General features: G+C 59.9%; 19 protein-coding genes and 1 tRNA gene. 12 read left to right on the forward strand and 8 right to left on the reverse strand.

Annotation, left to right across the window (positions count from 1 at the left end):
• Position 1 precedes the first annotated feature (1 nt).
• Complete coding sequence (locus tag BM344_RS00245; protein WP_091984603.1) at positions 2 to 622, reverse strand: outer membrane beta-barrel protein; 621 nt, start codon at positions 620 to 622, stop codon at positions 2 to 4.
• A gap of 104 nt (positions 623 to 726) precedes the next feature.
• Entirely contained in the window at positions 727 to 1,215 is a 489-nt protein-coding gene (locus BM344_RS00250) for a hypothetical protein (protein ID WP_091984605.1), read from the reverse strand.
• Positions 1,216 to 1,348: 133 nt separating this feature from the next.
• On the opposite strand from BM344_RS00250, the gene BM344_RS00255 reads away from it, so the two are divergent.
• Complete coding sequence (locus BM344_RS00255) at positions 1,349 to 2,638, forward strand: M18 family aminopeptidase (RefSeq protein WP_091984608.1); 1,290 nt, start codon at positions 1,349 to 1,351, stop codon at positions 2,636 to 2,638.
• A 56-nt stretch (positions 2,639 to 2,694) separates the two neighbouring features.
• Here the strand turns inward: BM344_RS00255 and BM344_RS00260 are convergent.
• Positions 2,695 to 2,770 (reverse strand) — tRNA-Asn (locus BM344_RS00260).
• Between the two features lie 129 nt (positions 2,771 to 2,899).
• On the opposite strand from BM344_RS00260, the gene BM344_RS00265 reads away from it, so the two are divergent.
• Positions 2,900 to 3,811 (forward strand): YheT family hydrolase, encoded by a 912-nt coding sequence (locus BM344_RS00265; protein ID WP_228143510.1) that lies wholly within the window; start codon positions 2,900 to 2,902, stop codon positions 3,809 to 3,811.
• Here the strand turns inward: BM344_RS00265 and BM344_RS00270 are convergent.
• Positions 3,808 to 4,443 carry an arylesterase gene (locus BM344_RS00270; protein ID WP_091984610.1) on the reverse strand — a complete coding sequence of 212 codons (636 nt, stop codon included), beginning with the start codon at positions 4,441 to 4,443 and terminating at the stop codon, positions 3,808 to 3,810. The two genes, BM344_RS00265 and BM344_RS00270, sit on opposite strands and share 4 nt — an antisense overlap.
• 72 nt (positions 4,444 to 4,515) lie before the next feature.
• Between BM344_RS00270 and BM344_RS00275 the strand changes: the two genes are divergently transcribed.
• Together BM344_RS00275 and BM344_RS00280 are read left to right on the forward strand one after the other, a co-directional pair.
• Positions 4,516 to 5,250, forward strand: a complete 735-nt coding sequence (locus tag BM344_RS00275; protein ID WP_091990627.1) for an ABC transporter ATP-binding protein — start codon at positions 4,516 to 4,518, stop codon at positions 5,248 to 5,250.
• Complete coding sequence (locus BM344_RS00280; RefSeq protein ID WP_091984613.1) at positions 5,250 to 7,736, forward strand: ABC transporter permease; 2,487 nt, start codon at positions 5,250 to 5,252, stop codon at positions 7,734 to 7,736. Before BM344_RS00275 ends, BM344_RS00280 begins: the two co-directional genes overlap by 1 nt.
• A gap of 34 nt (positions 7,737 to 7,770) precedes the next feature.
• On the opposite strand, the gene BM344_RS00285 is transcribed toward BM344_RS00280, so the two are convergent.
• The 4 genes from BM344_RS00285 to BM344_RS00300 all read right to left on the reverse strand — a co-directional run bounded on the left by BM344_RS00285 (position 7,771) and on the right by BM344_RS00300 (position 11,913).
• Positions 7,771 to 8,541, reverse strand: coding sequence for a substrate-binding periplasmic protein (locus BM344_RS00285; protein WP_091984616.1), 771 nt, complete (start codon positions 8,539 to 8,541; stop codon positions 7,771 to 7,773).
• A 183-nt stretch (positions 8,542 to 8,724) separates the two neighbouring features.
• Complete coding sequence (locus BM344_RS00290) at positions 8,725 to 9,912, reverse strand: iron-containing alcohol dehydrogenase (protein WP_091984618.1); 1,188 nt, start codon at positions 9,910 to 9,912, stop codon at positions 8,725 to 8,727.
• A complete protein-coding gene (locus tag BM344_RS00295) occupies positions 9,912 to 10,457 on the reverse strand; it encodes a hypothetical protein (protein WP_091984620.1) in 546 nt (181 codons plus the stop codon). The genes BM344_RS00290 and BM344_RS00295 overlap by 1 nt, the downstream gene beginning before the upstream one ends.
• A gap of 178 nt (positions 10,458 to 10,635) precedes the next feature.
• Entirely contained in the window at positions 10,636 to 11,913 is a 1,278-nt protein-coding gene (locus BM344_RS00300) for a M48 family metalloprotease (RefSeq protein WP_091984623.1), read from the reverse strand.
• Between the two features lie 200 nt (positions 11,914 to 12,113).
• Between BM344_RS00300 and BM344_RS00305 the strand changes: the two genes are divergently transcribed.
• From BM344_RS00305 to BM344_RS00340, 8 genes are all read left to right on the forward strand, one after another.
• Entirely contained in the window at positions 12,114 to 12,857 is a 744-nt protein-coding gene (locus tag BM344_RS00305; RefSeq protein WP_091984626.1) for a DUF599 domain-containing protein, read from the forward strand.
• Positions 12,858 to 12,871: 14 nt separating this feature from the next.
• The gene (locus BM344_RS00310) at positions 12,872 to 13,342 is read left to right on the forward strand and encodes a PaaI family thioesterase (protein WP_091984629.1); all 471 of its coding nucleotides are present in this window, start codon (positions 12,872 to 12,874) and stop codon (positions 13,340 to 13,342) included.
• Entirely contained in the window at positions 13,339 to 13,773 is a 435-nt protein-coding gene (locus BM344_RS00315) for a PaaI family thioesterase (protein WP_091984632.1), read from the forward strand. The genes BM344_RS00310 and BM344_RS00315 overlap by 4 nt, the downstream gene beginning before the upstream one ends.
• 263 nt (positions 13,774 to 14,036) lie before the next feature.
• Positions 14,037 to 15,935 carry a molecular chaperone HtpG gene (gene htpG / locus BM344_RS00320; RefSeq protein WP_091984635.1) on the forward strand — a complete coding sequence of 633 codons (1,899 nt, stop codon included), beginning with the start codon at positions 14,037 to 14,039 and terminating at the stop codon, positions 15,933 to 15,935.
• Between the two features lie 107 nt (positions 15,936 to 16,042).
• The gene (locus BM344_RS00325) at positions 16,043 to 16,261 is read left to right on the forward strand and encodes a DUF2835 domain-containing protein (protein ID WP_091984638.1); all 219 of its coding nucleotides are present in this window, start codon (positions 16,043 to 16,045) and stop codon (positions 16,259 to 16,261) included.
• A gap of 365 nt (positions 16,262 to 16,626) precedes the next feature.
• Complete coding sequence (gene katG, locus BM344_RS00330) at positions 16,627 to 18,801, forward strand: catalase/peroxidase HPI (protein WP_091984641.1); 2,175 nt, start codon at positions 16,627 to 16,629, stop codon at positions 18,799 to 18,801.
• Positions 18,802 to 18,956: 155 nt separating this feature from the next.
• Positions 18,957 to 19,928, forward strand: coding sequence for a tRNA dihydrouridine synthase (locus BM344_RS00335; RefSeq protein WP_091984644.1), 972 nt, complete (start codon positions 18,957 to 18,959; stop codon positions 19,926 to 19,928).
• 103 nt (positions 19,929 to 20,031) lie between these two features.
• Positions 20,032 to 21,024 (forward strand): MBL fold metallo-hydrolase, encoded by a 993-nt coding sequence (locus tag BM344_RS00340; protein WP_091984647.1) that lies wholly within the window; start codon positions 20,032 to 20,034, stop codon positions 21,022 to 21,024.
• Positions 21,025 to 21,046: the final 22 nt, after the last annotated feature.

Consider the following 21,046-nt stretch of genomic DNA (forward strand, 5'->3'; position numbering starts at 1 on the left):
GTCAGAATTCGTAACGAAGGCCACCGGAAAACTGGAAGGTGTTGACGTCGGTGCCGGTGTCCTCGAACAGTTTTCCGCCCTCGAACACCAGGAAGGTGTTGTCCATCACCTCGAAATCCAGCCCCGCCAGCCAGCTGACGCTGAAGCCGCTGTCGGGGAACTCGCCGTCCAATTCCTCGAAGGGCCGGTTACGATTATTGTCCGGGTCGCTGATGTCGCCCTCGCCGTGGATGTAGGAAAAGCCGAACTGGCCGTATACGTTTGCGTACTCGGTGATCGGGTAATGCATTCCGATGTACCAGCTGGCGTAGTAGTCGATTGCCAGGCTAAGGTCGGAATCCGGTACCTCGGCGTCCTTGAAGCCGCCACCGGCGCGCAGTTCGGCGTGGAACCGGTCGGTAATATGGCCGCCAACAATCAGGGTGCCGCCGGTCCCCCAGGCGGACTCCTTGATGTTTTCACCGATGGTCCGATGGTTGTAGGTGGTGGCCAGCAGGCCAATGTAATGTTTGTCAGCCCTGGGCGTTTCCTGGGCCAGAACCGTCGGGGCAAAAACCAGCAGGGCGGATGCGGATGTAAAGATTACAGCGGTGACCAGGGAAGTTCGCACGGCCTTGTTCATTGTTATCGGGCTTCCAGACATGGGCGAATAGGGGCTGATTCTGCCTTGTGTAACGGTTTGTTACGTCGACCCGTGTCACACTTCCCCGTCTCGGGCGGGGCCGTTCAGAACTCCTCGTCGAACAGGCCTTCTTCCCGCGCCAGCAAGAGCAGGGCATATACGCCGTTCTCCGGCAACTGGGGCTCAAGGCTCTCCTCGAACAGAAGCTCGCGCCTGCGATCTTCCAGGGTGTCGCTGTCCAGCCCGGTAATCAGCTCGGTGACCGGCGCAATCTCAAACGGCGCTTCCTGGCCTACGGCGGTGAAGATGAGGTCCACCAGGACTTCGTCCGGATCCAGGCCATCCACGTAAACTGTCTGGTCAGGCAGATCCTGATGCAGTTCGCGGGCAAGCTCGATCAGGGGCACGCCCTGTTCCTCCAGGTAGAACAGGTCGACATCGCCGAGGTCGCCATCGTCCGGCAACCAGTCGTCGGAGGGCGCTATCACCACGGTTTTCATCCGCCCGTCCTCCAGGGACCAGGCCATGGCCGTGGGAAACAGCACATCGTCCGTCTGGCAGTATTCGATATCGAGAAATCTCGGTGCTGGCACGTTTGGCTCCCGGTTGTATTGGGTAAGGTGAGGGTGGCGTTAGCGGCCAATAGGTGATGTCCGTTGACGTGCTATAAGCCATTGCGGCTTCATGCCATACTGTTGCGGCCATTATCTTCAAATCAGGGGCATCATGGAACACGCTGAATTCAACAAAGATTTACTGAGGTTTCTGAACGCATCGCCAACCCCCTGGCACGCGGTAGATACCATGAAAAAGCGGCTTGATGCCGCCGGTTTCCAGGCGCTTGACGAGCGTGAAGACTGGTCCCTTGCGGCCAGGCAGGGCTATTACGTGATTCGCAATGGCTCGTCGATCATTGCCTTTCGAACCGGCAGCCGCGATGTAGCCACATCGGGCGTTCGCATGGTCGGCGCACACACCGACAGCCCCTGCCTGAAGGTCAAGCCCAATCCCGAGCTTCGCCGCAAGGGCTTTTTCCAGGTGGGCGTTGAGGTGTATGGCGGCGTCCTCCTCAACCCCTGGTTTGACCGTGACCTGTCCCTGGCCGGTCGGGTAACCGTGCTCGACGAAGATGGTCAGGTGCGGGACACACTTGTGGACTTCCGCAAACCGATTGCCTTTATTCCAAGCCTGGCCATTCATCTCGATCGTGAAGCGAACAGCAACCGCACTGTCAACGCCCAGACCGACTTGCCGCCAGTGGTCATGCAGGTATCGGAAAGCGACACCACCCGTTTCGTTGATCTGCTGTCAGCGCAGATCAAGGCTGAGTCGGGCCTCGCGGTCCGCAAGGTGCTGGGTTACGAATTGAGTTTCTACGATGCACGGGAGGCCTCGTTTGTGGGCCTGAGGGACGAATTCATCGCCTCCGCCCGCCTGGACAATCTGCTCAGTTGCTATATTGGCCTGCAGTCGCTGCTGCAAACCTCAGGTGATGAAGCGGCGCTGCTGGTGTGTAACGACCATGAGGAGGTTGGCAGCATGTCGGCCGAGGGTGCACAGGGGCCGTTCCTGACCTCCGTGCTGGACCGCTGGGCCGGCGCAGGCAAGGGCAAGGCCATCGCCCGTTCGATGATGGTGTCTGCTGACAACGCCCACGGCATCCACCCGAATTACATGGACAAGCACGACGAGAACCACGGACCCATCCTTAACCGGGGGCCGGTGATCAAGGTTAATCATAACCAGCGCTATGCCACCAACAGCCGTTCGGCAGCGGTTTACCGCCACATCAGCGATGAACTGGGGCTGCCCCACCAGACCTTCGTGGTGCGCAGTGACATGGGTTGCGGCAGCACGATTGGCCCGCTGACGGCGGGTAACCTCGGGGTAACCACGCTGGATATCGGCGTGCCCCAGTTTGGCATGCACTCCATCCGTGAACTGATCGGTACCGAAGACGGTTATACCCTGTTCCGGGTGCTGACCGAGTTCATGCAGCGTGAACAGGTTTTCTGAGGCCGGAAACGAAAAATGCCGCCGGGTCTTTCAACCGGGCGGCATTTCGGAATAAGTGGCTCCCCGAGCTGGGCTCGAACCAGCGACAAACGGATTAACAGTCCGTTGCTCTACCAACTGAGCTATCGGGGAACAGCATCAAGTGGCGCGCATCTTAAGCGCTTTAACTAGCGGGGTCAAGCCCCTGATCTGAAAGGCTAAAAATTGTACGAAAGCACGATCCTCCAGTATCGACCACCGCTCTGGTTGCGGAACGGCCACGTGCAATCAGTGTGGCCGACGCTGTTCCGCAAGGTTCCGATGGCCGAGCCTGAGTGTGAAGTTCTGGCGACGCCGGACGACGACGAACTGCATCTGGACTGGTACCGGCAGGGCAATGATCGTCTGGCCATTGTCTCTCACGGACTGGAGGGGCACAGTCAGCGACCCTACGTGCTGGGTCTCGCGCGGGCGTTGCTGAGAGAAGGCTGGGATGTACTTGCGTGGAATTTCCGTTCCTGCGGAGGCGTCATGAACCTGCAGCCCAGGTTCTATCACAGCGGCGCAACGGGAGACCTGGAGCTGGTTGTCAATCGCGCGCTGGCTGACCGCTATCAGGCCCTGTTTCTCTCCGGTTTCAGCATGGGAGGTAACCTGACGTTGCTGTACCTGGCCGAGCAGGGCGAGCGGGTAGACAGTCGGATCTGCGGCGCCGTGGGGTATTCCGTACCCTGCGATCTGGCGGGCAGTGCCGACATGTTGGCGCTACCCAGCCGGAAAATCTACATGCAGCGGTTCCTACGTGACCTGAAAGCGAAGATGGAGAAAAAGGCAGAGCGGTTTCCCGATCTCATCGACGTATCGGGCTTCGACGATATCCAACGTTTTCACGAGTTTGACGATCGCTACACGGCCCCATTGCACGGATTTGAAAGTGCCCGGGAATACTGGGCCCGGTGTTCCGCACTGGGCCGGCTCAGGGACATACGCGTGCCAGCACTTATGGTGAACGCCTCAGACGACCCGTTTCTCTCGCCTGCCTGCTTCCCGGAATCACGACGCCAGCTCGGACAGTATGTGCGACTGGAAGCGCCGCGCTGGGGAGGACACGTGGGTTTTGTGGAGCACGCACGTGACGGTTCTTATTGGTCGGAACGCCGTGCCCTGGCGTTCGTTCAGGGGGTTGCCGGCTAGCGCTCCGTAAGGATGGGTTTGAGAACCGGCCAGATATTGTCGAGCAGTTTGCCCTGGGCCTGTTCAGAGGGGTGAATGCCGTCGTCCTGCATCATGCCCTCCTGGTTGTAAATGCCATCCAGGAAAAAGGGAACCAGGGCCGTGTTGTAACGGTCTGAAAGCGTCGGGTAGATGTTGGCGAACATCTCGGTATAGCGCTGACCGTAGTTGGGCGGTATCTGCATGCCAACCAGCACCGCCCGGGCACCGGCATCCTGAACCTGCTCAATCATGGACGCGAGGTTGGATTGGATTACCTGGGGCGGGAAGCCGCGCAGGCCGTCATTGCCCCCGAGCTCGATGACCACCACCTCAGGGGCGTTTTCCTCGATCAGCTCGGGCAGGCGGCGGGCGCCGCCGTCGGTGGTTTCGCCGCTGATGCTGGCGTTTACCACGGTCCAGTTACCGAGGCCGTTCTTGTCGAGACGGTTCCGCAACAGCTGCACCCAGGCCGCCTCGGACGGTATGCCATAGGCGGCGCTAAGGCTGTCGCCCACAATAAGAAGAGTGTTCTGGCTGGCCAGGACGGGCACCGCGAACAGCGCTGCAGCGAGAAAAACAATTGATCTGACGAACACCAATGCCGTATGCATAGACAACTAATACACCTCTTTACGTGTGTCACAACCACTTACTGACCCAGGACGGGAGCTTCCGTGAACCAGATGACCAATGTTACCCCGGAGACTGACACCCAGGATGGCCAGGGGCCCATGTTGCGGGTCCGGGATCTGACGCATCGCGTGCGCCTTGAAACCGATACGCTGACGATATTGCAGGGGGTCAATCTTGAAATCAATCGCGGAGAATCCGTAGCCATCGTCGGCCGGTCGGGTTCGGGCAAAACCACCCTGCTGGGGCTGCTGGCCGGCCTGGACACCCCCAGTGATGGCACTGTGGAGCTGGACGGCGCAGTGATCAGTCAACTGAGTGAGGATGAGCGGGCACGGTTGCGTGCTCATCGGGTCGGCTTTGTGTTCCAGTCGTTCCAACTGCTACCCGCCCTTACGGCGTTGGAAAACGTCATGTTGCCGCTGGAGTTGGCGGGGCTGGAATCGCCGGAAGCAAGGGCGCGTGAGCTGCTTGAGCGCGTGGGCCTTGGCGAGCGTCTGTCGCACACACCCAGACAGCTCTCGGGTGGTGAGCAGCAGCGGGTTGCGATCGCCCGGGCGTTTGCCTCCGATCCGCTTATCCTGTTCGCCGATGAGCCAACTGGTAACCTGGACAACCGAACGGGCCAAGCGGTCTCTGATCTCTTGATGGCGCTTAACCGGGAGCAGGGCACCACCCTGGTCATGGTGACCCATGACGAACATCTGGCGGCTCGCTGTAACCGGCAATTGCAGATTGAGGCCGGCATTCTCAGTGAGCCCGAGACCGCCGGGGAGGTCGCGCACTGATGGCGGCAGCAAGAAAACTCATGTCCGTTCGCCGGGACTGGCGTGAGCGCGATGTCCGTGTTGTCCTGGCGGCGCTGATGATTGCCGTGGCTACGGTAGCAACCATAGCCCTGTTTGCCAGCCAGCTTCAGCGCACCCTGGTGTCCTCGGCCAGTACCTTCCTGGCCGCCGATCGGCAGCTGGAAGCGGAAAATGGCCGACCGATTCCGGACGCCTGGCTGGAGGAAGCGGCGGACCGCAATTTGCAAACCGGGCGAATGGTGGAGTTCTCCACCATGGTCTTTGGTGCCGACAACTTCCAGCTGGTGTCGGTCAAGGCTGTCAGTGACGCCTACCCACTGAAAGGCGAGATTGAGATCCAGCGCGACCCGGCTGCGCCCCGGGAGTTGGTTCAGCAGGGGCCCCGTCCGGGCGAAGTCTGGATCAACCCACGATTGCTGAGGCTGCTGGACCTGCAGATCGGGCAATCTCTTGACGTGGGTAATCTGAGTCTCACCGTGTCGGGTCTATTGCTTCGCGAACCCGATGGTGGCTTCCGGCTCTCCGCCCTGGCGCCCCGGGTGATGATGCACGTCGATGATGTGGCGGCCACGGGCGTCATTCAGGAAGGCAGCCGGGTAGAGTATGTCTACCTGTTTGCTGGCGAGGAGTCGGTTCTTGAATCCTACTATCAATGGCTGCAGCCGCGTCTGGAACCGAGCCATGAATGGGAAGGCGTGCGCGATGGCGAAACCTTTTCCCGTTCCCTGGAGCGGGCGGAGCGCTTCCTGCTGCTCGGAGGCAGCCTGGCGGTGCTGCTGGCTGCAGTGGCCGTGGCCGTGGCCAGCCGCCAGTACGTGCTCTCCCAGCGAGATACGGTGGCGCTCCTCAAGACCCTGGGCCTGAACAGCGCCGCCATTGGCGGTCTGTATCTGCGGCGGTTGGCGCTGTGGGGCCTCGCCGGCATGGCTGGCGGACTGGCGATTGCCCTGCCACTGTACTGGCTGCTTACGCGCATGCTGGGCGAGATGCTGGATCGGGCAGTCGACTTCCAGCTGGACCCGGCCGCCCTGATTCCCGCACTGTTGACCGCCCTCGTGTCGCTGTTCGCCTTTGCTTACCCGCCGGTTCGCCGGCTGCGGAATGTGCCGGCCATGCGGGTATTGCGAAGCCAGCCCGGGGAAACGGGCCGGGAGGCCTTGCCGGATCTGATCATCGCCATCGTGGCCGTCTTTGGCCTGGTGTGGATGTACGCCGGGGAGTTGGCCCTGGTGGTCTCCCTGCTGGGCGGTCTGGCGCTGTTGCTGGGCACCCTGGGCCTGGTGGGTTGGTTGCTGGTAGCCACGCTGCGCAAGGTTCGAGGCGGTGGCAACGCCTGGCGGCTGGCCCTGGTGGGGCTGTATCGGCACCGCAGAGCCAGCCTGTCGCAAATCGCCGTGTTCGCCATGACTCTGATGCTGGCTGCCACCCTGATCCTGGTACGCACCTCCCTGCTGGCGGACTGGCAGGCGCAACTGCCCAACGACGCCCCCAACCATTTCCTGATCAACATCGCGCCGGACACCGTGGAACAGGTGGACAATTTCTGGCAGGAGCGGGGCCAGCCACTGGACAAGCTGTACCCGATGGTTCGTGGCCGGCTGACCGAGCTGAACGGGCAACCGGTCAAGGAGGCCGTCAGTAAGGACGAAAACGTTGGTGCTCTCAACCGGGAATTGAACCTTACCTGGATGTCGGAGCTGCCCGAGGATAACCGGATTGTCGAGGGGCAGTGGTTTGATCCCGGCCAGGCCCGTGGCGTGTCGGTGGAAGCCGAACTGGCCGATCGGCTGGGACTGGTGCTGGGTGACGAGCTGACATTCACCATTGGCTCGGAGAAAGTGACCGAGAAGGTGACCAGCATTCGCACCGTGCAGTGGGACAGTATGAAGCCTAACTTCTACATGGCTTTTCCGCCGGAGGGTGGCCTGACAGACATGCCGGCCACCTGGATTACCAGTTTCTACCTGCCGCGGGAGCGCAAGGATGCTCTCAACGAGTTTTCCCGGCAGTTCCCCACGGTGTCGGTCCTGGAGATTGATCACATCATCGAGCGTATCCAGGAAATCGTCCGGCAGGTGACCCAGGCCATCGAAGCCATCCTGGCGCTGATCCTGGCCGCCGCGCTTGTGGTTATGGCGGCGGTCGTCAGCGCTACCCTGAGAGACCGACAGCGGGAAGGCGCATTGCTGAGAACCCTGGGCGGCCGCCAGAATCTGCTGGTGCGTAGCACCATGCTGGAGTTTGCCTTGCTGGGGGGCTTTGCCGGACTACTGGGGGTGACGGCCGCCGAGGCTGCGGTGTGGGCGCTCCAGTTCCGGATGTTCGAGGGTACGTTCCAGTGGCATTGGCATGTGGTGCTGCCGATTCCTCTGGTCAGTGCTCTGGTGCTGGCCATTTTCGGACGCTGGCAGCTCAGGCCGGTACTGAGCGTGTCGCCGATGCTCCTGCTCAGGCGCCTGGAATGACTCCAGGAGGCCTGAGCCCGGGCTTGCAGGTAGATTAACGGTAGTTGGCCAGAATGGCGTCCAGTTCTCCGTTCGCTTTCATGCGGGCGAGCTCGGCATTGAAATCGTTGGCGAAGGCCTGCCAATCCTTCCGCAGCATCAAACGGAAACCGTAATTGCTGATGCTTTCGCTGGTAATACTGAACTGCTTCTGAAGACCCTCGTTGCGAAGGATCCACTTGCCAACGAGTTTGTCGGCCACAGCGGCGTCAAAGCGTTCTCCATGCAGCACAAAGGTGAACATGTCCCGGTCTCTGGATACGTCGAAACGGCGAATTTTGCCGTCCTCGAAGTACGGCTCCAGTGGCGGATACCGGTAGCCCAGGTGAGTCACAATGGTTTTTGAAATCAGGTCTTCCGGGCTGGAGTAGGAAAACGGGGCGGAGCCAGGTACAAAGAAAACCTCTTCAATGTCTACTACCGGGTCTGTGAACAGGAAGCGCTCCGGATTCTCAACCCACTCCCTGGCCCTGGGCGTTCCGTCGATATAGCCTTCCAGAAGCATCTGGTCTACCCGCTTGCGGGGAATCTGCTCCGGCTTCACCCCGTAGCCAAGACGTTGGCAGATGGTGGCCACTACATCCCACATGATGCCCGAGGGCTCGTTTCCATCCACGATCAGATACGGCGGGTAGCCATTGGGAGAAATATTGAAGTGAAAGACGCGGAATTGATCTGTGTTTCCGTTTGCGCTCACGAAGGGCGACGCCAGAACGAGGAGGGCGCTGACGAACAGGGGCGCAAGTCGGGATGTTCGGTTCTTCATGCTGAAGGGGCTCTCTACGGATCAGAACTGTAGTTGGAAAACGAACCCGGCTAACATCCCTGCCAGAAAACGTGATTGTCCCCGCTTTACGGGCCAATTTCAATGATTTCAGTTCTATCTTAACGGCGCGGTCCCGGGTCAGAGGCCCTCGGCTTCAACTTCCCCGGGACGCCTTGGTATCCGTTACGCCCAGGCCCGTCGGAGGACCGAACGGGCATCCTCCAGAGTCACTTCTTTGGGATTGAACATGATGGAACCGTCGTCCAGCGCCATCTCCGCGATATGGTCGAGTTGCGACTCGGTTACTTTGCCGGCTTCTTTCAAGGTACGTGGCAACTGGCAGCGCTTGTAAAGGGCATCGCGAAGCTTGCGGATGGCCGAGATGCTCGCCTCCGCGCGACGGCTGGCGGGAGTGGCCGCGTACACTTCCGGGCCTTCCAGATAAAGCAAAAGTTCGCCGAGGGGCGCCCGAACCGATTCCAGGTTGTATTCCAGCACGTAGGGCAGGTAGAGGCTCATGCAGAGCCCGTGCGGCAGATGGCAGATGGCTCCGGTGGCGTGCCCCAGCGCATGCACCAGGCCGACCATGGAGTTGGAGAAGGCAATACCGGCCATGGTGGACGCCTGGGCCAGTTCCAGTCGGCCATCGCTGTCTTTCGGGTTATCCATCACGTGCAGCAGCGACTGACTGATCTTCTTGATGGCCGCCGTAGCGTAGGCGTCACTGAGTGGATTCTTGGCCATACACGTGAACGCCTCGGTGGCGTGGGTGAGGGCGTCCATGGCGGTGGCCGCGGTGATGTGCGGCGGCAGCGTGAGCGTCATGCGGGGATCAATGATCGCGGCATTGGGCAGCAGGAACGAGGATGTGAAGGGCAGCTTCACGCCCTTGGCTTCGTCGGTAATCACGGCCACAGAGGTAACCTCGGAGCCGGTGCCCGCCGTGGTGGGTACTACGAAAAACGGCTTCAGTGGGTGCTTCAGCACACCGGCGCCACTGTATTTTGCGATGTTATCGCCGCCTTCGGAAACCAGAATGTTGACCGCCTTGCCTGTGTCGATAGCGGAGCCACCACCCACGGCAATGATGGAATCGCATTTTTCCTGACGATAGATGCCGGCAATGTCACGCACCACGGTGGTTGAGGAATCCGGTGGCACATCATCGTAGATGGTGGCGATTTCCAGGCCGCTTTCCTCACAGGCGGCAATGACCGGTTCGAGCAGGCCGGCGGCACGAACACCCTTGTCCGTTACGATCATCGGGCGTTTTGCAGCGAGCCCGGCCAGCTCATAGGGAATGTGTTCCAGGGCAGCTTTGCCGGCGATCACTTTCACCGGGCAGAAGAATTCGTAGTATTGGTTGGTCATCACGCTCTCGCTGTCTCAACAAAATTGGTGGCAACTTTCAGGTAAATGCGGGCAGCACTGATCAGCTTTTCCGGCAGGTGCAGGTCTGCCGGGTATTCCTTGACCGCCCGCTTGGCGATCAGTTTGGGAAGAATGAACGACTCCAGACGGTTCAGCACCCGGGTCATGCGCACGGCGTAGCTGATGTCGCCATCCACCAGCATGCGATCGTTGGCAAACGCCACCGAGGTCTTTTCCTGGAATGACAGCACCAGGAAGGCGTGGGCAATGTGTTTGAACTGGATCGACAGATCCACCGGGCGTGGTGCGGAGTCGCCGTGGTAGCGGAACCGGCCCTGACCGGTGTGCTCCACAATCAGCCTGGAGCCGTCAGGCATTACCATCATTTCGAACAGGAAGCCGTCAGGGAGGGCTTTGGCTTCGTGCTGAACTTTCTCATCCACCTCGCTTACGGCCTGCAGGGCCCGCCCCATGACCTGGAACATCAGTTCCACATACAGGCGCCTGGCCTGAAACACCATGGGCTGGATACGTTTCGCTAGCATGTGCGTCGTCCAATCGTTGTTGATGTCATCTGATTTTTAGAGCTATTGCTCTAAAAGTCAATGCGGTCGATGACGGGAATGTGCTGTCACGCAGGCAAATGTCCCGTTAAAGAAGCAGGAAGGCCGGAAACCTTGCGGCTTCCGGCCTCTGCAAACGGGGTTTATGAGGTGCGGGGATTTATTGGGTAAGGGCGGCCAACTTGCGCTTGGCCTCTTCGGCTACGTCGCCACCGGCCTCGGCAGCCTTGCTGTAGTACGCAACCGCTTCGTTCCGCTTATTCTGTTTCACGGCAACATCCCCCAGGCGAAGGAAAGCGATAGACGTCGGCACCACCTCGTTCGCACGCACCAGGTTCTCCCGGGCCTTCTCCAGGTTATTCATTCGCAGCGCGTTAAGGCCGTTGTAAAGGCGGTACTTGAACATTTCGGGGTATAGGCTGACCGCCTTCTCAAAATCCTCGGCGGCCTTCTGTGGTTGTTTCTGCTCCTCCAGGATGCGACCGCGAAGCGCGTAGAACATGGCTTCCCGGGGCAGGATGCGAATGGCTTCGTTGATTTTTTCAAGGGCGGCGGCCATGTCACCCTTTGACGCCAGCTCCAGGGCCTTGTCGTGAGCTGCATAGGCGGGCTGCAGAGAGCGCAGTTCGGCGAGCTTACGTTGATAAACCTCTTCGCCCCGGTACCCACCGGTGCCAATTTTCTGTGCCAGCTCGCGGTTTTCCTGTACCCGCTTCGCTGAGGGCGGGTGAGTTGCAAACAGCCCCTCCACAAACCCCGGGTTGCGACCTTCCGAGAGTCTCAGGAAGATCTCCTGCAGTTCCACCGCAGCGGCGGGGTCGTAACCGGCTTCTTTCATGTACAGGATGCCGTAATGGTCGGATTCCAGTTCGTCGCCCTGGCTGTACTGGGCCAGAGCCAGTTGGGCGCCCAGGGCGGCACCACCCATGATCAGCCCGGCCCACTCGTTATCGGAAAGCGCAAAGCCAAGGCCAGCCACGCCGGCGCTGATCAGCATGCCCTGCTGCATGCGCTGTACACTGTGCCGCGCCGCCGCGTGGACAATCTCGTGCCCCAGCACCGAGGCCAGTTGGGCTTCGTTTTCAAGCTCGGTCAGCAGGCCCCGGTTGATGGCAATTTTACCTCCGGGCAGGGCCCAGGCGTTGGGAACACTGCTATTGAGAACCACGAACTCGTAGGGCAGGTCGGGGCGATCGCTCACCGCCGCCATCTTGCGACCAACTTCGCTGACGTAGAGGCCCAGTTCGGGGTCAACGTAGAACTGTCCGCCCTGGGTCTGTTGGGTAGGCACATACTGCTCGGCACCCATGGCCAGTTCCTGGCTTTCACCAATCAGTGACAGCTGTTTTTCGCCGGTAACCGGGTTTACCGAACAACCGGCCGCCACAACGGCCAGGACAACGACCAGAAAACTGGATCTGACAGCGGACAGATTCACGATGAACTCCCTTTTTGTAGTGCGACGGTGGGGCGCATTCAAGCGCCAGTACCTCTGAGGCAGGTTATAGCACACATGCGCAGCGCTTTGGATGAACGGTTGTCCACAGGCGGTGGTGGCAGGCAAGTGCATGACGTATCATAAGTGATTGTTCCCACGCTGTTTAGAACGCCCTGACCACTCTTGCATCTGGACAAGCCATGACCAACCTTCTCGAGCTGATTGCCCTTTCCTGGTTTCTGGTCTGCTGGCTCGGCTACACCGAGTATTCCAAGCGCCGAGCGGCGGATCGCCCTTGTCTTTCCAATACCCTGGACCTGTACCGTGAAGACTGGATGCGGGTAATGTTGCGGCGCGACAACCGCATTGCCGATGCGTCAGTGGTGGGGAATCTCGAGCGTAACGGTGCCTTTTTTGCCTCAAGTTGCCTGCTGATCCTGGCCGGTATCATTACCGCCCTGGGCTACACTCAGGAAGTCATGGAAGTGTTCAGCACCATGCCGTTTGGCACGCTGCCCAGCCGGGAAATCTGGGAGCTGCGCATGGTGATCCTGCTGGTGGTCTTTATCTACGCCTTCTTCAAGTTCACCTGGTCCATGCGCATGTACAATTTTGTGTCCGTGATGATTGGCAGTGCGCCACCGCCTGATGACACCAAAACCAGCCCCGCTGCCCGAGAAGCGTTTGCCCGCAGCGCCGGCAACGTGTGCAATCAGGCCGGTGATGCATTTAACCTGGGGCTGCGGTCCTACTACTATGCGCTGGCGGTGGTGGGCTGGTTCATTCACCCGATTGTGTTCATGGCCGCATCGACCCTGGTCGTGATAGTCCTCTACCGCCGGGAATTCTGCTCGGCTGCCCTGGATGCCCTCCGCAGTGGCAAGGTGTTTGAAGAACCGCTACCGGGCAAGCCCTCTGCCGCGCAGAACCAGAAAGCCGACTGACAGGTTGCAATTGAATGAACGACGAACTCCGAAAGCAACGGGTCTCCCGATTTATTGAAACCCTGAACCAGGCCAGAGCGCTGGGCCTCTCGGTGACCGAGGCCAGCGAGGGCGGGCTTACCCTCTGCCTGCCGTACAGCGACGGCATCATCGGCAACCCGGAAACCGGCGTCATCCACGGTGGCGCCATCACCACACTCATGGACACGGCCTCCGGCTCGGTCATCCTCTGCTCACTGGACGACTTCGAGCTTTGCCCGACTCTGGACCTGCGCGTCGACTACATGCGCCCGGCCCATCCCCACAAGCCGGTCTATGCCCGGGCCGAGACCTATCGGGTCACCAGTAACATCATCTTTACGCGCTGTGAGGCGTACCAGGAGGGTGGCGAAACCATCGCCAACTGCGTGGCCACCTTCATGCGCATCGGCAAAGAGGCAACGCCGAAGCACTACCGGGACCTGATCACGGGAGGCGAGCAATGACCGATCCTGAAATCCTCCGCTACACGCAGGAAACCGGCGATTTCGGCCGCATGCTGGAGAGTATTCCCTACGCGTCCTGGATTGGCCTGCAATGCGAGCGCTTCGGCGACGACTTGATCTTCCGTCTGCCTTGCAAGGAGTCCAACCTGGGTAACCCGATCCTGCCGGCCATCCACGGCGGTGTGATTGGCGGTTTCATGGAGATGTCGGCGAACATCTACCTGATGATGTCCCAGGACTCCCTGCGCATGCCCCGGATCGTCGACTTCTCCCTGGATTACCTGCGGGCTGGCCTGAACCGGGAAACCTTCGCCGAATGCCGGCTGACCCGCCAGGGCAATCGCGTGGCCAATGTGATGGTCACCGCCTGGCAGAAATCCCGCTCCCAGCCCATCGCCACGGCCCGCGCCCACTTCCTGCTGGAAGACTGATTTTGCTCGAAATACGGGGCTTGAAAAGCCCCGTGCTGGCCCCATCTCCCTTCCATAACTGACGCCTCGGAGCAGGCAAGCGTGTGGGAGTGGCTTTCCGAAACACGCGGTGAATACGTCCGTGTACGCTCGGCTCCGCCATCCATGGCTCCGCACGGTTTCGGAAAGCCACTCCCACACGCTCGCCCAGACTCGGGGGCAAACCTGATCAAACGAATATGTCTGCCTCACAGACAGCAACACAAGCAGGAGACACTCAAGCCATGACGGTTGAAGCGCAGAAAGAAACCCTGGGTTTTCAGACGGAAGTGAAGCAGTTGCTTCACCTGATGATCCATTCCCTGTATTCGAACAAGGAAATCTTCCTTCGTGAGCTGATCTCGAACGCCTCGGACGCCGAGGACAAGTTGCGGTTCGCCGCCTTGAAGGACGACAGCCTGTACGAAGGCGACCCCGATCTGAAGATTCGCCTGGACTTCGATGAAAAAGCCAACACGGTCACCCTGACCGATAACGGCATCGGCATGACCCGGGATGACGTGATCCAGAACCTGGGCACCATCGCCAAGTCCGGCACTGCCGAGTTTCTCAAGCAGCTGTCCGGCGACGAGAAAAAAGACAGCAAGCTGATTGGCCAGTTCGGTGTCGGTTTCTACTCGGCCTTTATCGTTGCCGACCGTGTGGAGGTGTTTACCCGGCGCGCCGGTACGCCGGCGGAAGAGGGCGTCCACTGGGAGTCCAAGGGCGATGGCGAGTTCACCATTGAGCAGACCAACCGGGAAAACCGTGGCACCCAGATTGTCCTGCACCTGAAGAAAGAGGCGAAGGAATTCGCCAACGGCTGGAAGCTGCGCAGTCTGGTGAAGAAGTACTCTGACCACATCTCCTTTCCGGTGGAGATGCGTAAAGAAGCCGATGGCGAGGATAAGGAAAAGTCAGACGAGTTCGAGACCGTCAACGATGCCACTGCGCTCTGGACCCTGCCGCGCACCGAGATCAAGGACGAGGAGTACAAGGAGTTCTACAAGCACATTGCCCACGATTTTGAGGACCCGCTCACCTGGTCTCACAACAAGGTGGAAGGCAAGCTGGACTACACCAGCCTGCTGTATATCCCCGCCCGTGCACCGTTCGACCTGTACAATCGTGAAGCGCCCCGTGGCCTGAAGCTGTACGTGCAGCGGGTGTTTATCATGGACGACGCCGAGCAGTTCCTGCCACTGTATCTTCGGTTTGCCAAGGGCGTGATCGATTCCAACGATCTGTCCCTGAACGTGTCCCGCGAGATTCTGCAGAACGACAGCACTGTGGAAAGCATTCGTACCGCGTTGACCAAGCGGGTTCTGGACGTGCTGTCCAAGCTGGCGAAGAAGGACCCGGAGCAGTACCAGAAGTTCTGGGGCGAGTTCGGCACCGTGCTGAAGGAGGGCCCGGCGGAAGATTTCGGCAACCGCGAGAAAATCGCCGGGCTGCTGCGGTTTGCCTCAACCCATACTGGCGAGCGCACCCAGAACGTGTCGCTGGACGACTACATTGGCCGCATGAAGGAAGGCCAGAAGAAGATCTACTACATCACCGGCGACAACTTCAGTGCCGCTAAGAGCAGTCCGCACCTCGAGGTGTTCCGGAAGAAGGGCATTGAAGTGCTCATCCTCTCTGACCGGATCGACGAGTGGATGATGGGCTACCTCAACGAGTACGACGGCAAGCAGTTCCAGGACGTTGCCCGGGGTGATCTGGACCTGGGTGAGGTGGAAACCGAGGAAGACAAGAAGCACAAGGAAGAAGCCGCCGAGGAGCACAAGGACCTGCTGGAGCGCATCAAGAAAGCGCTGGATGACCGAGTGCAGGAAGTGCGTGTGACCAATCGCCTGACTGATTCACCGGCGTGCCTTGTTGTGGGTGACTTCGACATGGGCGCCCAGATGAAGAAGATCATGGAAGCCGCTGGCCAGAAGGTGCCGGACAGCAAGCCAATCTTCGAGATCAATGTGGACCATCCGCTGGTGCAGAGGCTGGAAAGCGAAAAAGGCGAGGAGCGCTTCAACGAGCTCTCCGCCGTTCTGCTGGATCAGGCCACCCTGGCCAGTGGCGAGCAGCTGGATGATCCGGGCGCCTATGTGGCGCGTCTGAACCGTCTGCTGCTTGAATTGGCAAACTGAGGCCCGGAACCGCTCCTGCGTCGGATTACGCCGGTGGCTAATCCGACCTACAGTTAAAAGTAGGTCGGATCAGGCGCAGCCGTAATCCGACAAAAAGGACACAATCCATGCAGCAGATCATCGTGGACATCAGCATCAGCCCGGATGAGTGGATCAAGCTCTACCAGGGCATTGCCAGTGATGTTCACACCACGGCCCGGGACGGACGCTCCGTTCGTTTCCCGGCCCGTATTCTCTCCCGTTTCTACCTCCGCGACGGCATTCGTGGCAGCTTTCGCATTATTTTTGACGATGCCGGAAAATTCGCCTCCATTGAGCGCCTCTGACGTTTTACTTCTTCCGATTAATAAAATCTTTCACAAGCGTATTTTTAATTAATTGTATTGGTCTCTTGTTCCCGGGCTACAGTGAAGTTGTTCTCGTGAGGCAGGAGCTGATCCATGAAAGATCCGAATTCATTGAGTGTAGTACCGACCTGGCAGGACCTGCTGGGAATTCTGACGGATTACTCGAGCAATTTTGCCTGCTCGCAATAGGTTCGGTACGGGCCGCAAGCCTGCGGGAACGCTATAGGCAATCGCTATTCAGGGCATAAGAAAATCTCAGAGCAGTGCGTTTTTTCTGTCCTATAGTTATTTGAGCCTTTTCTTTGAAGCAGTGTCGTTTTGCCAAACCCAACGAGGAGAGAGAAATGACCCAGAACAACAGCTCAGGCGGCAAGTGCCCGGTAATGCACGGTAGCAGTACCGCCCACGGTCAGGACAACACCAACTGGTGGCCGGAGAATCTGAATCTGGACATCCTGCACCAGCATGACCGCAAGACCAATCCCATGGGTGAAGACTTCGACTACCGCGAAGAGGTCAAGAAACTCGATTACGAAGCCCTCGAGAAGGACATGCATGCCCTGATGACCGATAGCCAGGACTGGTGGCCGGCTGACTGGGGTCATTACGGCGGTCTGATGATTCGCATGGCGTGGCACGCCGCAGGTACCTACCGCTTGGCCGATGGCCGCGGGGGCGGCGGCACTGGCAACCAGCGCTTTGCACCCCTGAACTCCTGGCCCGATAACGGCAACCTCGACAAGGCGCGGCGTCTGCTGTGGCCGATCAAGAAGAAGTACGGCAACAAGGTAAGCTGGGCCGATCTGTTCATACTGGCCGGCAATATTGCCTATGAGTCCATGGGCTTTAAGACCTTTGGCTTCTCCTATGGTCGCCAGGACATCTGGCACCCGGAAAAAGACATTTACTGGGGTGCCGAGAAAGAGTGGCTGGCGCCGTCCGATAGCCGGTATGAAAACGTCGAAAAACCGGACACCATGGAGAATCCTCTCGCTGCCGTGCAGATGGGTCTCATCTATGTAAACCCCGAGGGTGTCAACGGCAACCCGGACCCGCTGAAGACTGCGGAGCAAGTTCGTGAAACCTTTGCCCGAATGGCAATGAACGACGAAGAAACCGCAGCGCTGACAGCGGGTGGTCACACCGTTGGTAAGGCGCACGGTAATGGTGATGCCGAGGCCCTTGGGCCGGAGCCTGAAGGCGCCGACGTCGAAACCCAGGGTTTCGGCTGGATGAACCCGAACATGCAGGGCAAGGCGACCAATGCGGTTACCTCCGGCATTGAGGGCGCCTGGACCACCAACCCCACCAAGTTCGACATGGGCTATTTTGACCTGCTGTTCGGCTACGAGTGGCAGCAGACCAAGAGCCCGGCCGGCGCCAACCAGTGGGAGCCGGTCGACATCAAGGAAGAGCACATGCCGGTTGACCCGACCGACATGAAAACCCGCGTCAAGCCCATGATGACCGACGCCGATATGGCCATGAAGATGGACCCGAAGTATCGTGCCATCTGCGAAAAGTTCATGGCCGATCCCGAATACTTCCAGGATTGCTTCGCCCGCGCCTGGTTCAAGCTGACGCACCGTGACATGGGGCCGAAGTCTCGTTACATCGGTCCGGACGTTCCGAAGGAAGACCTGATCTGGCAGGATCCGGTACCCCAGGGCGAGACCAACTACATCGAGGAAGTGGTCAAGGAAAAGATCGACGAAGCCGGTCTGAGCCTGAATGAGCTGATCTGTACCGCCTGGGACAGCGCGCGTACCTTCCGTGGTTCCGACATGCGTGGCGGTGCCAATGGTGCCCGTATCCGCCTGGCGCCGCAGAAGAGCTGGGAAGGCAACGAGCCAGACCGTCTGGCGAAGGTGCTCAAGGTGTACGAGAAGATTTCCGCCGACACCGGCGCCAGCATTGCTGACGTCATCGTGCTGGGCGGCAACCTGGGTATCGAGAAAGCGGCCAAGGCAGCCGGTCATGATGTGCACGTGCCGTTCCTGAAAGGCCGTGGCGACGCCACTGACGCGCAAACCGACGCTGCGTCCTTCGAGCCGCTGGAGCCGGTCGCCGATGGCTTCCGCAACTGGCAGAAGAAGGATTACGTGGTCAAGCCGGAGGAACTGTTGCTGGATCGTGCCCAGCTGATGGGCCTGACGGCACCGGAGATGACCGTTCTGCTGGGTGGTATGCGAGTCCTGGGCACCAACTACGGCGGCACCAAGCACGGCGTGTTCACTGATCGCGTTGGCCAGTTGACCAACGACTTCTTCGTGAACCTGACCGACATGGCCAACCGTTGGGAGCCCACTGGCAAGAACAGCTACAACATCGTGGATCGCAAGAGCGGCAATACCAAGTTCACCGCGACCCGTGTTGACCTGGTGTTTGGTTCCAACTCCATCCTGCGCGCCTATGCCGAGCTGTACGCCCAGGACGACAGCGAGGAGAAGTTCGTCAAGGACTTCGTAGCCGCCTGGACCAAGGTGATGAATGCGGATCGTTTCGACGTGAAGCACTGATCACCTGCCAGTTGAAAGGGCGCCTTCGGGCGCCCTTTTTGTTTCTGCCATTCATAGGTGTGTCCCCTGCTGTTGGTAGGGCCCCGAATCCCGTACAATCGCGCCCAGATTTCCGATCCCGCTTGTGACGGTGGCAGCGCCCGCCCGGAGTACCCATGCGTATCATTCTTGCCCCGATGGAAGGGCTTGTGGATGCACCCATTCGTGAAACCCTGACCCAGGTTGGCGGGATCGACCGCTGTGTGACCGAATTCGTGCGGGTAACCCACGGCATGCTGCCGCCGCGGGTGTTCTACAAGTACGCGCCAGAGCTTCATAACCAGTCGCTAACGCGCGTAGGAACACCGGTGGCGCTGCAACTGCTGGGGTCTGACCCGAATCAGATGGCGCGCCACGGCGTGCGTGCCGCCGAGCTCGGAGCCAGCCAGGTGGACATCAACTTTGGTTGCCCCGCCAAGACGGTGAACAAGCACAAAGGCGGCTGTGTGCTGATGCGTGAGCCGGAACTGATGCACCAGATTGTAGCGGCGGTTCGGGCGGCGGTGCCCGCCGAGATTCCGGTAACGGCCAAGATGCGTCTGGGCTACGACGACCGCTCAATGGGCGTTGCCTGCGCCCAGGCCCTGGAAGCCGCTGGCGCCGGCGAAATCGTGATTCATGCTCGCAGCAAGGTGGACGGTTACAAACCGCCGGCTTACTGGGAGGAAATCGCCCGGGCCCGGGAAGCAGTCCGCACGCCGATCATCGCCAACGGCGAGATCTGGACCGTGGCTGATTACTGGCGCTGTCGCGAGGTGTCCGGCTGTGAGGATGTCATGATCGGCAGGGGGCTGATTGCCCGGCCAGACCTGGCCAGGCAGATCAAAGCCAGCCAGCGGGGTGAAGCCATCGAGGACATGACCTGGCCGGAAGCGGTTGCCCTGGTGCGTGAGTACGCGACGGTTTTGCAGGGCTGGCTGGAAGATCGCTACGTGACTGGCCGAATCAAGCAGTGGCTGAACTTCCTGCGCCAGGGCTTTGCCGAGGCCGAAGCGCTTTGGCCTGAGGCCCGCAAGATCCGCCAGGTGGCGCCCATGCTGGCCTGCCTTGAGCAACCTTCCACCCGCGCGAGTTCCCGCGCCGCCTGAGGCCAGCCTGTCCCTCCCGTTTTTCGGTACTACACTGGTACCGAAAGTGATTTGGTTCGTACAAGAAACACACGAACAACAAAACCTGTGGGAGGACGACACGATGATTTCCGACACGTTTCGGAACCGTATAACAGGCGCTGCGCTGGCTGTCTGTGCCCTGTCACTTGCCTGGCAATCTGCGGTGGCCGATGACCATGTAGTCAAGGTCACGCCGCTGGGTAGCCACGACGGCGAGTTCTGCAGCCGCGACCGGGCCCTGGTGTTTGAAGACCCGAACGGCACCCGTATTCTCTACGACGCCGGGCGCACTGTGGCCGGCCCGGACGATCCCCGCCTTGGCAAGATCGATGTGGTGCTGGTCTCGCACATGCACGGCGACCACGTTGGCGACCAGCGAATCCGGGAGGCTAACCAGGGCACCTGCGCGTCGCCGGATACCGGCGTTTCCACCTTGCCGCAGTCGAACACCGTGGATATTGCACTCAAGCACAACGCCACGATCGTCACCGGCAGCGAAATGCCTGCGTTCTTCGCGGCCAAGCTGAGAGACGCCGGTGGCGACCCCGGAAAGTCGAAGCTGGTGCGCTTTGGTGGCGAAGTGACCGTGGGTGGCGTGGCCATTACCACCGTGCCTGCGGTGCACAGCAACGGGGTGTCGCCGTCGTTCCTCACCGGGCCGCTGGCGGAGTACCTGAAAGCGGCCGGCGTTGGTGCCAGTGTGGGACCACCCACAGGCTATGTGCTGAAGTTCTCGAATGGTCTGGTGGCGTATCTCTCGGGCGACACTGGCATCACCGCAGAGCAGAAACTGGTGGTGAACGATCATTACGGCGCCTTGCTGACCGTTATGAACATTGGTGACACCTTCACAACCGGACCCACCCAGGCGGCCTACGTGATCAACGAGCTGGTGCAGCCGTCGTCGGTGATTGCGTCTCACGCCAACGAGCCAGCCACCGAGGGTGGTGAGGTTAAGGCGGGCACCCGCACCGCGCTGTTCCGTGACCGGGTAACGGTACCGGTGCACGTTCCACTGAGCGGGCGCACCATGGCATTCGACCGCACCGCCAAATGCGTCAGCGGTTGCGGTTGATGGTGACAATACTGGCCGGGCC

The organism is Marinobacter gudaonensis (assembly GCF_900115175.1).
In the GTDB taxonomy this organism is placed as follows: Bacteria; Pseudomonadota; Gammaproteobacteria; order Pseudomonadales; family Oleiphilaceae; genus Marinobacter; species Marinobacter gudaonensis.

What these genes read in the sequence shown, in the direction of transcription:
- BM344_RS00335 (WP_091984644.1), top strand. Translation starts at nt 18,957, where the DNA reads ATGCGTATCATTCTTGCCCCGATGGAAGGGCTTGTGGATGCACCCATT.
- BM344_RS00270 (WP_091984610.1), bottom strand. Translation starts at nt 4,443, where the DNA reads ATGCATACGGCATTGGTGTTCGTCAGATCAATTGTTTTTCTCGCTGCA.
- BM344_RS00255 (WP_091984608.1), top strand. Translation starts at nt 1,349, where the DNA reads ATGGAACACGCTGAATTCAACAAAGATTTACTGAGGTTTCTGAACGCA.
- BM344_RS00285 (WP_091984616.1), bottom strand. Translation starts at nt 8,541, where the DNA reads ATGAAGAACCGAACATCCCGACTTGCGCCCCTGTTCGTCAGCGCCCTC.
- BM344_RS00325 (WP_091984638.1), top strand. Translation starts at nt 16,043, where the DNA reads ATGCAGCAGATCATCGTGGACATCAGCATCAGCCCGGATGAGTGGATC.
- BM344_RS00290 (WP_091984618.1), bottom strand. Translation starts at nt 9,912, where the DNA reads ATGACCAACCAATACTACGAATTCTTCTGCCCGGTGAAAGTGATCGCC.
- BM344_RS00315 (WP_091984632.1), top strand. Translation starts at nt 13,339, where the DNA reads ATGACCGATCCTGAAATCCTCCGCTACACGCAGGAAACCGGCGATTTC.
- BM344_RS00245 (WP_091984603.1), bottom strand. Translation starts at nt 622, where the DNA reads ATGAACAAGGCCGTGCGAACTTCCCTGGTCACCGCTGTAATCTTTACA.
- BM344_RS00275 (WP_091990627.1), top strand. Translation starts at nt 4,516, where the DNA reads ATGACCAATGTTACCCCGGAGACTGACACCCAGGATGGCCAGGGGCCC.
- katG (WP_091984641.1), top strand. Translation starts at nt 16,627, where the DNA reads ATGACCCAGAACAACAGCTCAGGCGGCAAGTGCCCGGTAATGCACGGT.
- BM344_RS00305 (WP_091984626.1), top strand. Translation starts at nt 12,114, where the DNA reads ATGACCAACCTTCTCGAGCTGATTGCCCTTTCCTGGTTTCTGGTCTGC.
- BM344_RS00280 (WP_091984613.1), top strand. Translation starts at nt 5,250, where the DNA reads ATGGCGGCAGCAAGAAAACTCATGTCCGTTCGCCGGGACTGGCGTGAG.
- BM344_RS00340 (WP_091984647.1), top strand. Translation starts at nt 20,032, where the DNA reads ATGATTTCCGACACGTTTCGGAACCGTATAACAGGCGCTGCGCTGGCT.
- BM344_RS00295 (WP_091984620.1), bottom strand. Translation starts at nt 10,457, where the DNA reads ATGCTAGCGAAACGTATCCAGCCCATGGTGTTTCAGGCCAGGCGCCTG.
- htpG (WP_091984635.1), top strand. Translation starts at nt 14,037, where the DNA reads ATGACGGTTGAAGCGCAGAAAGAAACCCTGGGTTTTCAGACGGAAGTG.
- BM344_RS00310 (WP_091984629.1), top strand. Translation starts at nt 12,872, where the DNA reads ATGAACGACGAACTCCGAAAGCAACGGGTCTCCCGATTTATTGAAACC.